We start from the raw sequence: 14,620 nt of genomic DNA on the forward strand, positions 1-14,620 counted from the left end.
ATAGCCGAGTTCAGAACAAGAATAGCCGAGTTCAGAACAAGAATAGCCGAGTTCAGAACAAGAATAGCCGAGTTCAGAACAAGAATAGCCGAGTTCAGAACAAGAATAGCCGAGTTTAGGCGATCGCAAATCTAACTTTTAACATGGTACGCTTTGCACAAAACTAGCTTATTCTGGATTTGGAGAGAGGTTTTATTTACTTTCCTTCTTGAGGGAATCTCAAAGTCAACACACCAACTGATGCAATTTGATACCCAACTGCTACCACGCATTAATGCCACAGCCAAGAGAGAAAATGGTAAACAATATTATGTAGATGCTAACGGAAATCGCTTTCCCAGCGTTACTACAATACTTAATGCCACCAAATCACAAGCAGACAGAGACAGATTATTAAACTGGAAAACGCGTGTTGGTACAGAAGAAGCTACCCGCATTACTACATCTGCTAGCCGTCGGGGAACCCAAACACACAAACAAATTGAGCGCTACCTTCTTGGTCAAAATCCTGTTTGTCCTGAAGCGAGTCGCCCTTATTGGGAGAGTATCAAGCCAGTTTTACAAGAAATCGACACAGTTAGACTTGTAGAAGGCTCTGTTTTTCATGATGATTTAAGTTATTCTGGCAAAGTTGATTGTATTGCCAGTTATCAAGGTATACCCTGTATTTGCGAGTGGAAAACAGCAGACAAACCCAAAGGTTCAATTGAGTATTTATATGAACATCCACTGCAACTGACGGCGTACATAGGAGCAGCTAACGAGTATTATCAAGATTATGGTATTCAGTTAAAGCACGCTCTTTTAGTAGTAGCGATTCCAGAAATGCCAGCAGAGGTATTTTGGTTTGAATCAGAAGTCATTAAAGATTACTGGGAGCAGTGGGAAAAAAGAGTTGCCCAATATTGGGAACGCAGAAGTGTTTGGAGTTAGTCAGTGGAATTGTACAATTACCGAAATTGGAACCCCGCTTCCATGAATACAGAGCTATTAGTCGTTTGTATAAAGGTCTTCTCTGCGGAAAGTTAAACTTTCCGAGACTAATCCTACAGGATAGGCGGAAAATTTGAGAGGCGCTTTCTTTTCTTTCTTCTCCGTTTCCTCAGTTAAAAGCTTTTCATCAATTACTATTACCACCTGATGCTCACCCTCTGGAATATCCAATGGTAATTGCGCTGTAATCTTACCATCTTTGGTAACTGTGGCAATTGTTTCTATAGTTTTCATCTCATTTATCCTTAATCAATCGATTACAGCTAACACGGCTTTCGGCAATAACTTATCTTTAAACCAAACAATTCTCGCGGGGACATCATTTAATTTTACTCCCGCCTTTTCTAAATTAAGTCGCTCAGAAATGGCTAAAATTAAGTCATCACGTCCAGCCCGTCGCACCTGAGAAAACTTCTTTTGTAAATATTCTGGTCGCCAATAACCAACAATTTCTAATAAGAATGTGCGTCCATCAGAATGCACCAAGCGGAAATCGGGAATCATCACACTACCAGGAATCGGTATCAAATCAACTTCTCGCTCTAACGCCCAACCACTTTTTAAAGCATCCCACTTATCAGCAAAGGATGCTTCTAGCATACTATCGTAGGGCTTTCCTGGTGGGTAGTGGGATACCAAACCACATTCTGAATTGAGAGTGAAACGTCCAGTTTTCCAAGTATTTGTATAAGCATCGCGGCTTTGGAGAATCGAAGAAAGACTCCATTTTGTAACGTGAAGTAAAGCGGGAATAAGTTTAGCGATCGCTAGCCCATATCGCGTACTAGAATTAAACAAACTCGTCGGACCATCTATCGTAATTGTAAACCCGTGGTCAGCATCACCCTCAATATAAGCCATCAATTGAAACAACTTTAGATAGCGAAATAACAGCTTATATTCACCCGGAACATTTCGGTGAGCATTTAATACCAATTTACTGGCCTTATAAAACACACCCTGCACCTGAGATAAGTTATATCTATTTAATAAATCTGGCGCTGTTGGTGCATCAAAAACAGTCAAAATTTTATTTTCAGATAAATCAGCATAGAGTCCATTCCGAACCTGTTCTAATAAAACTTCCCGCTCAAGTTCTTGAGTTAATTCATCAGCAATTTTACTCAGAGTAACTTGTGTATATTCTCGACTAGAAACCGACTTTGCAGCCAAAGAAAACACCCGTTCTCTTAACATCTGTGGTTCCAAAGGACTTACCACCTCAAAAGTGCAAAAACTGCTTTTAAGAATATAAGCTAACCCTCGCTTCACCCGATAATCTGTAGAATCTCCTTCAAAATCAGTCAGTTGTCGCTCAAGCACACCCTGAGTCTTCCCCACTGCTGATTGAAAATAATTAATTAACTCAATCGCCAACTCCAAAGTTTTTTGATCAATCTTCAGCCTCTTCGGAATGATCTCCTCTCCGTTTTGGCGATGCATCAGTAAATCTGTCGGTAACATCTGCTGAATTTTGGATTTTAGATTTTGAACTTCCAGTTGAATAATTAATCTCTAACTGTTCCGCAGCCTTCAAACTCCGTTCCTTCCCACTCCCATACACAACCTGTAACTTCCCTTTCCCCTCCTCTGTGCGCCCTTTGCGCCTCTGCGGTTCGTTATTCCTCTCCCCCCTTCGCCGCGCCGAAGTCCCCTCCTCACTCGTATCCTCCGCCACCACCTCATACAAAATCGCCTGCTTATTCTCAATATTTCCCTTCCGTAAAATCCTCCCCAATCGCTGAGTATACTCCCTAGCCGAACCCGTCCCCGATAAAATAATTGCAACAGTTGCCGCAGGTACATCAACCCCTTCATTCAACACATGAGAAGCAACCAAAGTATTATATTTACCCTCCCGAAACTTTGTTAATATCTCATGCCGTTCTTTCACAGGAGTTTGATGAGTAATTGCCGGAATTAGCAACTCTTGAGAAATGCGATAAACCGTTGCATTATCAGCAGTAAAAATCAAAATTCTTGCCGGATAATGTTCTGCCAATAAATTAACTAAAATTCGCAACTTCCCATCAGTACCCAAAGCAATATCTTTCGCTTCCCGATGCGCTAACATAGCCCTACGTCCAGATTGCGATCTAGCACTCATTTGCACGAACATTTGCCAGCCTTGAAGGCTTCCCAAAGAAATTTTAGATTGCTTTAAAAAGTCATTGCGGGTTTGAATTAGTTGATTGTATCTTTCCCGCTCAAGTTGCGATAACTTTACCTTAATTTGAACAATTTCATGTTCTGCTAACGCCTTTCCCGCCAAATCTTCGGCGCGTTTGCGATATACTTCTTGACCAATGAGGATATTTAAGTCAGCGTGTTTACCATCGGTGCGTTCTGGTGTAGCGGAGAGTCCTAAGCGATAGGGTGCGATCGCATATTCAGCAATCACCCGATTAAAATCTGTCGGTAAATGATGACATTCGTCAAAAACAATCAACGCATATTGATTCCCCAACGTCTCAGCGTGAATTGCTGCACTATCATAAGTTGCAACGAGAATTGCTGTTCTATCCCGCGAACCACCTCCTAGCAATCCCACCTCAGCATCCGGGAAAGCCGCTACTAAGTGTGCATACCACTGATGCATTAAATCCAAAGTTGGTACCACAATTAGCGTTGTGCGCGGCGTTGACTGCATCGCCATTTGCGCCAAATAAGTCTTTCCTGCCGCTGTGGGAAGCACAACAACTCCTTGCCTACCCGCCAGTTTCCAAGCCGCTAGTGCCTCATTCTGATGGGGATAGGGTTCCATTTCCAGACTAGGAACCAAATCTACTGGATAAAATGCCTTAGCCTCATCGATAAAATAAACATCTTCCGCTTGTAGTGCTTCCACTAGCGATCGGTATCTAATTGCGGGAATCCGGAATTTTTCAACTCTATCATCCCACGTAGCATAATCCATCCAACCTTTACCACGTGGTGGTGGATGCAAAATTAATGTGCCACGATCAAAATTTAATGTAGGGGTACGAGCCATAAGTATTCGGCATTGGGGATTGGGCATTGGGGATTGGGCATTGGTAATTTTTCCATTCCCTAGTCTATTGATTACTAATAACCCAAAAAGTGCATGATTCATCCAAGTAATTAAGACAAAACCAAACTATAGCAATCCTAAATGAGTTGTGATCGATAGGCTCAGATCCGCGACAACTTTTACGAAGTCGGGATGTTGTTCACAAATGATTTAAGAGTGCTATAGATACATGCACTCATTATTTCTGGAATGTCTGATCGACAAACCAAACCTATAAGAACCTTGCCAAATCCTACAAAAAATAGCCACATAGCTTTCTGCTGAACCTAAATTCACAATTAGAAGGCAAGATAATACGCCTACCTACTTGGTAGAATATAATCACACGGTATAGCAGGTATTATCCAGGCTTATGAAACAAGTTGTCAGCTTTTGAAAGATAAATACTTATTGAATAAACGAGGTTGAATTCAGGTTAAGGGCAAAGGATAAATGATAGCTTATATACTAAAAGAAATTAACTTAACAAATTAATATATCTATGCTTTTTGATGGATATTAAAAAATGAATCTATATAATTAGAGCTAAATTTATCAGATTATTGCAGATTTGCTAAAACAAATTTTTACTACTTTAGATAGATTCAGAGCAATTAACTGCTTAGGTGTGTATTTTTCCGACGCATAATAAATGTTGAGCAATGTCTACGACGGGCTATTCGGCGTCGCATTGTCTAGCTGATTTTGGGAATAATCCTTTATCTAGCTGCATACAAGGAGAAGCCACATTGAAAGGAACAAGCTCCCTTCTAGCGTCCTATGCTGTGACATTATTAGCTGTTGGTAGCGTATTGCTACTAACACTATTGCTACAGCCACTACTGAAACCAACTATTTTCCTGTTATTTTTTCCTGCCGTGGCGGTTAGTGGCTGCTATGGCGGCATGAAAGCAGGGTTACTGGCTACTGCTTTGTCTATTTTAGCCGTCAGCTACTTTTTCTTAGAGCCAGTATTTTCGCTCTTTATTAAAAATCTTGACAGCATAGGGCGGTTAGGCTTGTTTATGCTGGTGACAATAGTCATTAGCTTGCTCACCTCAGAGTTACACACTGCTAAACAACATCTTCAAATGAGTTTGCAGAAGCTAGAGGTGAGCGATGCAAAGTTTAAAAGGTTGGTAGATTCCAACATGATTGGGGTAATTGTAGCCAATATGGACGGGGCGATCGCAGAGGCTAATGATGCTTTTTTACGAATGGTAGGTTATTCGCAAGAGGATTTGCTAGCAGGGCTTCGATGGCGCGACATGATACCACCAGAATATATTGAAGCTAACAACAGTGCGATGCCTACGGCGGGCTACGCCTACGCAGAACTCAAAACTAAAGGTGTCTGTCAGCCTTTTGAGAACGAATACATCCGCAAAGATCGCAGCCGCGTTCCCATTTTATTAAGTTCCGCCTTGTTAGAAAATAATCCAGAGGATGTTATCTGTTTTGTACTTGATTTAAGCCAACGCAAACAACTAGAACTTGCCCTTTGCAAAAGCGAAGAACGCCACCGCGCTTTTTTAGAACAGAGTTCAGAAGGTATTTGGTGCATGGAATTGGAAGTACCAATTTCACCAGAGTGTCCAGAAGATGAACAAATTCAACATTTTTATAAATATGGTTACTTAGCAGAATGTAACAATGTTATGGCACAGATGTATGGCTTTTCTCGTACCGAAGAAATTATTAGCGCCAGACTAAGAGACTTGCTCATTCCCTCCGATCCAGATAATATTGTATATCTGTGTAATTTTATCCGTTCTAACTACCGACTCATCGATGCAGAGTCTCATGAAATAGATAAGCAAGGTAATTCCAAATATTTTTTAAATAATCTGGTGGGAATTGTCGAAAATGGTCTTTTAGTCAGAGCATGGGGAACCCAACGTGACATCACAGAATGCAAGCGAGTAGAAGCCGCTTTGCGTCTACGCAAGCAAACAGAGCAAGAACGCCAACAATTGCTTGAGCGCGAACAGACAGCACGGGCTGACGCAGAAGCTGCAAAGCTCATGAAAGATGAATTTCTCGCCACACTCTCCCACGAACTCCGCACACCCTTAAACGCTATATTGGGCTGGACGCAGCTACTTAGGAATCGCACGTTTGATAAAACTACTAGTGGACGAGCGCTAGAGACAATCGAGCGTAACACCAAATCCCTAGCTCAACTGCTCGAAGATGTCTTAGATGTCTCGCGGATTATTAAAGGCACACTCCATCTAAATATTCATCGGGTAAAACTTGTACCAATTGTAGAAGCAGCAATCGAGACTGTGTACCCAGCAGCCCAAGCCAAAGAGATTAGCATCAACTGTAAATTCGAGCCGGAAGTAGGGGTAGTTATGGGTGATGCCAACCGCTTGCAACAGGTTGTGTGGAATTTGCTCTCCAACGCCGTTAAGTTTACACCCAAGGGGGGAAGAGTTGATGTGCAATTGCAGCACATTGAATCTTATATACAAATTCGGGTGAGCGATACGGGAGGAGGAATTTCTGCCGAATTCCTGTCCCATGTATTTGAACGCTTCCGTCAACAAGACAGTTCGACCACGCGATCGCATGGTGGACTAGGATTAGGGTTAGCGATCGTCCGACACTTGGTAGAATTACACGGCGGCACAGTCTCTGCCGAAAGTCCAGGAATTGGACTGGGGGCAACATTCATTGTCAATCTGCCAATCAAGACCCAATATGTATAGGCTAGCTAGGACTTGCCCTTTCAAGGTGTGTTATTTTCCAGTTTTTTCTGGTTTAGAATCTTAAAAGTTGAGATATGAGGTCGATTCTTAAGATAAGTCTGCTTCGGTTGAGGTTTTTTAAGACCTCGCAGATGATGACGAAAAGCCCTCAGCTTGACATCGCCTGCCAGCTGTTTGATTTCCACATAACCTGAATTGTCAGGCAAAATAATTTTTAAGACAGTCGCCAGGGAATTGAGACTATTCTCTCCTGATGAGATAGCCAAACAAAAAAACAATTATTTTTTAACTATTGTTACGCATCAATCGGCGCATTTATTGATTAGGTGTGTCAAGGCATCAATCAGGCGATCGTTTTCCATTGGTACAATGTCCTTCCCATGCATCACATTTTGAGTAATATGAAAATGCACCAATGCTCCTATAAAAATTCTTGCTGTTGCCTCTGGGTCAGGTATCTTTAATTCAGGAGCCGCTAAGTAGTGAGTGAGAGTTTGGGCTACTGGCTTAATCATCGCCTGAACACAAATTTGAGCTAATTCAGGAAAACGCCCAGATTCCCCGATTAATACTCGGATAAATGCACTATGTTCTTTGTCGTTAAGCATGTGCTCTAATGCTTTGCTTGCTACCTGGTGCAATATAGCGGCTGATTCTCCCTCCATAGGTTCTGTGCCAAAAATGGAGCTGTTCTTTTTGCTTGTCAGTTGCTCTAAGAGTACTTTAAAAAGTCCTTCTTTATCTTGAAAGTGACTGTAGACTGTCGCTTTAGAAACACCTGCTGCTACTGCTACCCGATCCATGCTTGTACCAGCGTAGCCATGTTGAAGAAATTCTTGCATTGCCCCTTGCAGAATTTGCTCCACTTTATCAACGGAATTGTCTCGATCAACTTCGCCAGCTTTGATGCGTACCATTTATTAATCATCCTTTCTTATAAACAATATTAATAGATGCTGCAAAATGCCTCTGTACAAAATGGCGAAAATAAATATACCCTTCGTTGAAGCAGGCAGGGGGCAGGGGGCAGGGGGCAGGAATAGGATTTCGCTGCATAATGCCTTTGCAAATTGATTCACAAGTTTAGTTGTATCATATTGACTAAACTAGTCGGTTTAGTTTAGCATAATTGAACTGGACAGTTTAGTACAAGTTGCTACTGGTCGTAAGGGGAAAATAGTATGGAGCAAAACAGGAATTCAGAGGATTTAAGGTCTTCTCAGAATCTTGTGCGATCGCCGGTTCTACTTGCAATAATTACATCTTTAGTAATAGGTGGAATCAGTGTTTATGCTGTGATGAAGTTCCAGGCTACAGCTAATAGCCAACAAAAAACACCAGTAGCAGTTGAGCCTGTGGTAAAAACAGTAACAGCATTAGGGCGGTTGGAACCAAAGGGAGAGGTAATAAAACTGTCAGCACCTTCTTCAACTGGTGAAGGAAATCGGGTAGAGCAACTATTGGTGAAAGAAAGCGATCGCGTCAAAGCTGGGCAGGTAATTGCGATTATGGACAACCGCGATCGCCTACAAGCTAGTTTGGTTGAAGCACAAAAACAAGTTCAAGTTGCCAAAACCCGCCTTAATCAGGTAAAAGCAGGAGCCAAACAGGGAGAAATTGGAGCGCGTCAAGCTACCGTGAATCGTTTACAAGTAGAACTACAAGGAAATATTAAAACTCAGCAAGCCACAATTAATCGTATAGAAGCAGAACTCCTTGGGCAACAACGCACCTTGCAAGCAACAGTGGCTCGCGTAGCCGCCGAGAGACGTAATGCCGAAGCTCTTGTGCAGCGCTATGAGACTTTATACAAAGCAGGAGCAATTTCTAGCCAGGAAGTTGATAGCAGACGCTTAAACGCCGAAACTTCGACTCAAGCGTTAATTGAAAGCCAAGCCACCCAGACAAGAACTGTAGCTACCCTACAGCAGCAACTTAACGAAGCAAAAGCCAACCAGGATCAAACCCTCGCCAGCTTGCAACAGCAGATTAACGAAGCAAAAGCTAACTTGAATCAAACTGCTGAAGTCCGTCCAACAGATATAGAAAACGCACAAGCAGAAATAGACAGCGCTCAAGCCACGGCAGATAAAATTAGAGTACAACTGGCGCAGGCTTATGTTGTGGCTCCTAAAGCCGGTCGAATTTTGGAGATTAATACACGAGCCGGAGAAACTGTTGGTAATGAAGGAATTGTGGCACTCGGTCAAACCGACCAGATGTATGCAGTAGTAGAAGTCTACCAAAGTGATATCAAAAAAGTGCGTCCCGGACAAAATGTGCGGGTAAGTAGTGATTCCCTACGCCATGAATTAGAGGGAAGAGTGGATTGGATTGGTATGGAGGTAAAGCGGCAAAATCTAATCAACGCTGATCCCTCTAGCAATATTGATGGCAGAGTAGTGGAAGTTCATGTGCAACTAAATAAACTATCCAGCCAAAATGCTTCTAGCTTAACTAATTTGCAAGTCAAGGCAGTAATTGAACTTTAAAGGGCATTGGGCATTGGGCATTGGGCATTGGTCAATAATTAATAGTTATTCTTCCCCTACTCCCCCTGCTTCCCCTGCTCCCCCTGCTCCCCCTGCTTCCCCATCTTCCCACTCCCCACTCCGTCTTATGAAATTAATCGAACAAGTGCGACGGCGAACGCCTTTAGGATGGCTGCAACTGAGTCATGAAAAAGGCCGTCTTTTGGTAGCATTGTCAGGCATTGCCTTTGCCGATGTTCTGATGTTCATGCAGCTAGGGTTTCAGACTGCCCTGTTTGAAAGTAACACAATCCTACATCGCAGTATGCAGGCTGATATGTTTGTCATCAGTCCCCAAGCACGTAACCTAGCAAATATGTCTAGCTTTACGCGGCGACGGCTGTATCAAGCAATGGATGTACCAGGTGTAAAGTCAGCAGAAGGAATGTATATTAATATTGTTGATTGGAAAAATCCCCAAACACATCAGAAGACGACAATATTAGTTATGGGGTTCAATCCCGATCGGCAAGTGTTTAACTTAGCGGATGTGAATCGCCAGATAGATGCTCTGAAGCTACCAGATACCGTTTTGTTCGATCGCGCCTCTAGAGGAGATTATAATGATGCGATCGCTAAAATTGACCAAGGTAAAACTGTCACAACCGAAATAGAACGCCGGACAATTACTATTAGCGGCTTATTTTCAGTCGGGGCTTCCTTCATAGCCGATGGTACTTTAATCACCAACGACCAGAACTTTCTGCGACTATTTCCCAGACGAGAAGCCAGTGGTGTCAGTCTAGGTTTAATACAACTACAACCAGGCTACGATCCAAAACAGATCAAAACAGCTTTAGAAGCTTATTTGGATAATGATGTTAAAGTTTTAACCAAAGCCGAATTTATCGAATTTGAAATAAATTACTGGAAAACAAATACTGCTATCGGATTTATCTTCAGCCTGGGTGTAGCAATGGGGTTTATGGTAGGCGTGATTATCGTCTATCAAGTTCTTTCTACAGATGTAAATTCCCATATAAAAGAATATGCCACTTTCAAAGCAATGGGGTATAACAATCTTTACTTATTAGGTGTAGTGTTTGAAGAGGCGATAATTTTGGCAGTTTTAGGTTTTATCCCAGGAGCGATCGCACCTTTAGGGCTTTATCATTTAACTCGTAATGCTACCAATTTACCACTTTATATGACCGTAGCACGAGCCTTGACAGTATTAACGCTGACAATGATTATGTGCATAATTTCTGGTGCGATCGCCACCCGTAAATTACAGTCAGCCGACCCCGCAGATATGTTTTAGAAAATGGGCATTGGGCATCGGGCATTGGGCATAAAGATACTTACCCAATTCCAAATCTAAAATCTAAAATTTAAAATCTAAAATTAGTATGTCTCCTGTAATCTCTGTTAAAAATATCGACCACTATTTTGGTCATGGGCAACTTCGCAAGCAAGTTCTGTTTGATATCAACCTAGATATTAACGCTGGCGAAATTATTATTATGACTGGGCCTTCTGGTTCTGGTAAAACTACACTTCTCACCTTAGTCGGCGGCTTGCGTTCTGCCCAATCCGGCAGTTTGCAAATATTGGAACAAGAACTGTGTGGCGCTAACAAAAGACAACTTACCCAAGCGCGACGCAGTAACGGTTATATTTTCCAAGCGCACAACTTGCACGGTAGTTTAACAGTACTCCAGAACGTCAGAATGGGCTTGGAAGTGCATAATAATATTTCCCCGGCAGAAATGAAACTCCGGTCAGCCCAAATGTTAGAAGAGGTAGGATTAGGGCATCGCCTGAATTATTATCCTGATGATTTATCTGGGGGACAAAAACAAAGAGTTGCGATCGCTCGGGCGTTGGTCGGTCGTCCTAAAATAGTCTTAGCAGATGAACCCACCGCCGCCCTTGACAGTAAATCGGGACGAGATGTGGTCAACCTGATGCAAACCCTAGCTAAAGAACAGGATTGTACCATTCTCTTAGTTACTCATGACAATCGCATTTTAGATATTGCCGATCGCATCGTCTACATGGAAGATGGCAAGCTAGTAAATGATACTGCTGTTGTTGCAGCCAGTTAGGTTGGTTTTTTATTAGGACTTACGCAGAAGAGATCCCCCAACCCCCGATAAATTGGGGGCATTCGATTCTAATTCTCCCTTAAAAAGGCTACGGCGTACACATAAGTCATCTAATTATCTCCCTGTCCTAACGCACATCCCTCTCCTGACTAAGGAGAGGGACAGGTTTTGCACAAGCAAAACCAGGGTGAGGTTTCTGTGGGCTATTCGATAAACCGTAAATTGCGTCAACAGAGACGTACACAGTAGCTTAAAAAGGGGGATTAGCGTTAATTTGATACTAATGGAGCAATGCTGTGCTACGGGGTGGTCTATTTACCTGAAAATTGGTCTAACTATTTTGCTGAAAAAATCGTCTCTGTAGTTTCACTAATGCCAATGTAGCGGCTCATCTGCTAGAGATTTGAAAGGTTTACTGTTATATAATAAATGCTTGCCAGAGTTTGGAGTGCATCAATTGTGGGCATCGATGCCGTCAAAGTCGGCGTAGAAGTCGATGTCTCAGGGGGATTACCGGGAATTGTTGTCTTAGGACTGCCAGATTCAGCAATTCAAGAATCACGAGAAAGAGTCAAAGCAACGCTGAAGAATGCAGGTTTCGCCTTTCCGATGCGAAAAATTGTGATCAATTTGACTCCAGCAGATTTACGCAAAGAAGGCCCCTGTTTCGATTTGCCTATTAGTGTAGGAATTTTGGCGGCTTCTGAGCAAGTTAGCCCTGATTTGTTGGGAGATTATCTATTTTTAGGCGAAGTCTCTCTGGATGGTAGTTTGCGCCCGGTGGCTGGTGTTTTGCCGATCGCAGCAGCAGCCCAAAAAATGGGAATTGCAGGTTTAGTTATTCCTGCTGATAATGCCCAAGAAGCAGCAGTAGTTCAAGAATTGGCTGTTTACGGCTGCAAACATCTGTCTGATGTGGTGGATTTTTTAAATAATCCCGGACGTTACAAACCTGTGCAAATTGATTCTACAACCGAGATAGCAACAGTATCTTACCCTGGCGCAGATTTGCATGATGTGAAAGGACAAGCTCATGCGCGTCGTGCTTTAGAAATTGCTGCTGCTGGTGGACACAATTTAATTTTTGTCGGACCACCTGGTAGTGGCAAAACCATGTTAGCACGCCGCTTACCAGGAATTTTACCGCCCTTGAGTTTTGCCGAATCTTTAGAAGTAACTCGTATCCATTCGGTGGCTGGTTTATTGAAAAATCGCGGTTCGTTGGTACGCGATCGCCCTTTTCGCAGTCCTCACCACTCAGCCTCCGGGCCTTCTCTGGTTGGTGGCGGTAGCTTTCCTCGTCCTGGGGAAATCTCATTATCTCACAGGGGTGTGCTTTTTTTGGACGAATTAACTGAATTTAAACGAGATGTTTTAGAATTTTTGCGTCAGCCTTTGGAAGATGGTTATGTGACGATTTCCCGTACCAAACTATCGGTAATGTTTCCCGCGCAGTTTACCTTGGTGGCGAGTACCAATCCCTGTCCTTGCGGTTACTATGGCGATACCATCCAACAATGTACTTGTTCTCCCCGTCAACGCGAGCAATATTGGGCAAAACTTTCTGGGCCGTTGATGGATCGAATTGATTTACAAGTTGCGGTGAATCGCTTGAAACCAGAAGAAATTACCCAACAACCTACTGGAGAAGCATCAACAATAGTACTACAACGAGTGCAACAAGCAAGCGATCGCGCAACTACGCGCTTCCAAGGAGAAGCAAATCTGCGTTGTAACGCCCACATGCAGAGTCGTCATCTCCAGAAATGGTGCAAGCTAGATGATGCTAGCCGCAATTTATTAGAAGTAGCAATTAGAAAATTAGGTTTATCAGCAAGAGCCAGCGATCGCATTCTCAAAGTAGCACGGACTATTGCAGATTTGGCAGGAGAAGATGAGTTAAAAACCAATCATGTAGCGGAGGCAATTCAGTATCGCACAATCGATAGAATGCAGTGAAACGGCGGTTAGAAACTACACCTTATTTTAATACAGTTCAGTTAAGCATTTCTTTCTTCTCTCGGTGTCGCGCCAGTTGCTTCAAGTCTTTTAACCGCAAGGGCGCACTGGCTTTTCTGTGCCTAATAAGGTTCGTTAAAAAAATTGAATTTAACAAAGGATTTTAGCCTTATACCAATTTTGTATGAAGATGCCCTAAACCATATTTAAGTACAAGAAAGAAAAACGAACCGCAAAGTCCGCAAAGAACACAAAGAAAGAAAGAAGAAGTTAAGAGGGTTTGGCGCAGCTTCACAAATAAATGGTATTAACCCAAGCGGATTGCAATTTATTTTATGAATTGCTCCAAAATACTCAGCGCTTTACTTTTGCAAACTGCCTAAAATTTACAGCGAAACATTTTTCAAACAACTAGGACTTACGCTTTCAAGGCACTGAAAGACTTGATTTCTCGTAGGGGCAATTCATGAATTGCCCCTACATTTCGTACTTGATGCGTAAGTCCTAACAACCTCTAAGACGCAGCAGAAATCAACTCACCAATACGCTTGAGAATTTGCAAAACGGTGTACAGTTCTCTCGCAGATGCAAACGGAGCAAAGACCCTTGAAAAATCGTACTGTGGTATATTTGTTTGCGTCACTTTGACAAATAAAATATCGTCTCCATTCGTCACCATCCCAAACACAGGTTGATTGGGGTTGGGGTTAGCGATCATATAAGCTAGGGCTTGCGGTACAGCCGCCCAAACTGACAGTGTGGTTTTTTTAGACTCCAACACCATCACCCACAACTGCTCTTGTAACACTAAAACATCAATCCGTCCGCGCAGTATCTCTTCGCCATCATCTAGCACTAGTTCCACAGATGATTCAGCCTTAATTCTGAAAGGAGGATCGTAAAATCCAGAGAGTGCAAGTATTGGTGACACCAACAACAATATAACTGTCCCTTCTAGTAAATCACCTCCGGCACGGTGATAGAGATACCTACGCCGCACGACATCCACAGAGGCTTTTTCCGCTTCCGTAATTTCAGACAATCCCTCATACCACTCTGGGAAAAATTTCTCGTCTTCAACACGGACAAAACCGAATCGATTTTCTGCATCCTGAAGAGTAATAATCGCTTCTGTAATTGCTGCCGTCTGTGTCATTGCTTCTAGGTAAAAATTGCTTTGCTAAATTATCAACATCAGTGCATCTTAATTATCGCTAATTGGCGCTGTCGCATTGTCATATCACAATAAAATTCTAAATTCCTCCTCAAGAATCCTTCAAAAACCCCCTTGGGAGGATGCCTCTACTTATGAAATCAGTATCAAATATATCAAGAAGTAAGCGA

The 14,620-nt window shown here is 42.6% G+C and carries 11 protein-coding genes; 6 read left to right on the plus strand and 5 right to left on the minus strand.

Going from position 1 to position 14,620, the window contains the following annotated elements; genetic code table 11:
- Positions 1 to 240: 240 nt before the first annotated feature.
- Positions 241 to 933, plus strand: coding sequence for a PD-(D/E)XK nuclease family protein (locus V7K32_RS18135; RefSeq protein ID WP_334995205.1), 693 nt, complete (start codon positions 241 to 243; stop codon positions 931 to 933).
- Positions 934 to 990: 57 nt separating this feature from the next.
- Here the strand turns inward: V7K32_RS18135 and V7K32_RS18140 are convergent, their stop codons facing one another.
- From V7K32_RS18140 to V7K32_RS18150, 3 genes are read right to left on the minus strand one after another with little or no spacing between them, the layout of a single operon-like run.
- On the minus strand, positions 991 to 1,227 hold the full coding sequence (locus tag V7K32_RS18140; RefSeq protein WP_334995206.1) for a hypothetical protein: 237 nt from the start codon (positions 1,225 to 1,227) through the stop codon (positions 991 to 993).
- A gap of 15 nt (positions 1,228 to 1,242) precedes the next feature.
- Positions 1,243 to 2,457 (minus strand): DUF790 family protein, encoded by a 1,215-nt coding sequence (locus V7K32_RS18145; protein ID WP_334995207.1) that lies wholly within the window; start codon positions 2,455 to 2,457, stop codon positions 1,243 to 1,245.
- On the minus strand, positions 2,387 to 3,985 hold the full coding sequence (locus tag V7K32_RS18150; RefSeq protein WP_334995304.1) for a DEAD/DEAH box helicase family protein: 1,599 nt from the start codon (positions 3,983 to 3,985) through the stop codon (positions 2,387 to 2,389). Before V7K32_RS18150 ends, V7K32_RS18145 begins: the two co-directional genes overlap by 71 nt.
- A gap of 788 nt (positions 3,986 to 4,773) precedes the next feature.
- Here V7K32_RS18150 and V7K32_RS18155 point away from each other — a divergent pair.
- The gene (locus tag V7K32_RS18155; RefSeq protein WP_334995208.1) at positions 4,774 to 6,738 is read left to right on the plus strand and encodes a sensor histidine kinase; all 1,965 of its coding nucleotides are present in this window, start codon (positions 4,774 to 4,776) and stop codon (positions 6,736 to 6,738) included.
- Between the two features lie 302 nt (positions 6,739 to 7,040).
- On the opposite strand, the gene V7K32_RS18160 is transcribed toward V7K32_RS18155, so the two are convergent.
- The gene (locus V7K32_RS18160; protein ID WP_334995209.1) at positions 7,041 to 7,655 is read right to left on the minus strand and encodes a TetR/AcrR family transcriptional regulator; all 615 of its coding nucleotides are present in this window, start codon (positions 7,653 to 7,655) and stop codon (positions 7,041 to 7,043) included.
- A gap of 264 nt (positions 7,656 to 7,919) precedes the next feature.
- Between V7K32_RS18160 and V7K32_RS18165 the strand changes: the two genes are divergently transcribed.
- From V7K32_RS18165 to V7K32_RS18180, 4 genes are all read left to right on the plus strand, one after another.
- The gene (locus tag V7K32_RS18165) at positions 7,920 to 9,230 is read left to right on the plus strand and encodes an HlyD family efflux transporter periplasmic adaptor subunit (protein WP_334995210.1); all 1,311 of its coding nucleotides are present in this window, start codon (positions 7,920 to 7,922) and stop codon (positions 9,228 to 9,230) included.
- Positions 9,231 to 9,357: 127 nt separating this feature from the next.
- Positions 9,358 to 10,530: an ABC transporter permease DevC gene (gene devC, locus V7K32_RS18170; RefSeq protein ID WP_334995211.1), complete on the plus strand. Its 1,173-nt coding sequence runs from the start codon at positions 9,358 to 9,360 to the stop codon at positions 10,528 to 10,530.
- 88 nt (positions 10,531 to 10,618) lie between these two features.
- Positions 10,619 to 11,317 carry a DevA family ABC transporter ATP-binding protein gene (locus tag V7K32_RS18175; protein WP_334995212.1) on the plus strand — a complete coding sequence of 233 codons (699 nt, stop codon included), beginning with the start codon at positions 10,619 to 10,621 and terminating at the stop codon, positions 11,315 to 11,317.
- Between the two features lie 429 nt (positions 11,318 to 11,746).
- Positions 11,747 to 13,276, plus strand: coding sequence for a YifB family Mg chelatase-like AAA ATPase (locus tag V7K32_RS18180; RefSeq protein ID WP_334995213.1), 1,530 nt, complete (start codon positions 11,747 to 11,749; stop codon positions 13,274 to 13,276).
- Positions 13,277 to 13,790: 514 nt separating this feature from the next.
- Here the strand turns inward: V7K32_RS18180 and V7K32_RS18185 are convergent.
- A complete protein-coding gene (locus V7K32_RS18185) occupies positions 13,791 to 14,432 on the minus strand; it encodes a type I restriction endonuclease (RefSeq protein ID WP_334995214.1) in 642 nt (213 codons plus the stop codon).
- Between the last annotated feature and the right edge of the window lie 188 nt (positions 14,433 to 14,620).

The organism is Nostoc sp. (assembly GCF_036917635.1).
Taxonomy (GTDB): domain Bacteria; phylum Cyanobacteriota; class Cyanobacteriia; order Cyanobacteriales; family Nostocaceae; genus Nostoc.

Bases quoted from the DNA above. Each gene is read 5' to 3' on its own strand.
- V7K32_RS18135 (WP_334995205.1), top strand. From the start codon at position 241: ATGCAATTTGATACCCAACTGCTACCACGCATTAATGCCACAGCCAAG.
- V7K32_RS18145 (WP_334995207.1), bottom strand. From the start codon at position 2,457: ATGTTACCGACAGATTTACTGATGCATCGCCAAAACGGAGAGGAGATC.
- V7K32_RS18175 (WP_334995212.1), top strand. From the start codon at position 10,619: ATGTCTCCTGTAATCTCTGTTAAAAATATCGACCACTATTTTGGTCAT.
- devC (WP_334995211.1), top strand. From the start codon at position 9,358: ATGAAATTAATCGAACAAGTGCGACGGCGAACGCCTTTAGGATGGCTG.
- V7K32_RS18165 (WP_334995210.1), top strand. From the start codon at position 7,920: ATGGAGCAAAACAGGAATTCAGAGGATTTAAGGTCTTCTCAGAATCTT.
- V7K32_RS18185 (WP_334995214.1), bottom strand. From the start codon at position 14,432: ATGACACAGACGGCAGCAATTACAGAAGCGATTATTACTCTTCAGGAT.
- V7K32_RS18140 (WP_334995206.1), bottom strand. From the start codon at position 1,227: ATGAAAACTATAGAAACAATTGCCACAGTTACCAAAGATGGTAAGATT.
- V7K32_RS18180 (WP_334995213.1), top strand. From the start codon at position 11,747: ATGCTTGCCAGAGTTTGGAGTGCATCAATTGTGGGCATCGATGCCGTC.
- V7K32_RS18160 (WP_334995209.1), bottom strand. From the start codon at position 7,655: ATGGTACGCATCAAAGCTGGCGAAGTTGATCGAGACAATTCCGTTGAT.
- V7K32_RS18150 (WP_334995304.1), bottom strand. From the start codon at position 3,985: ATGGCTCGTACCCCTACATTAAATTTTGATCGTGGCACATTAATTTTG.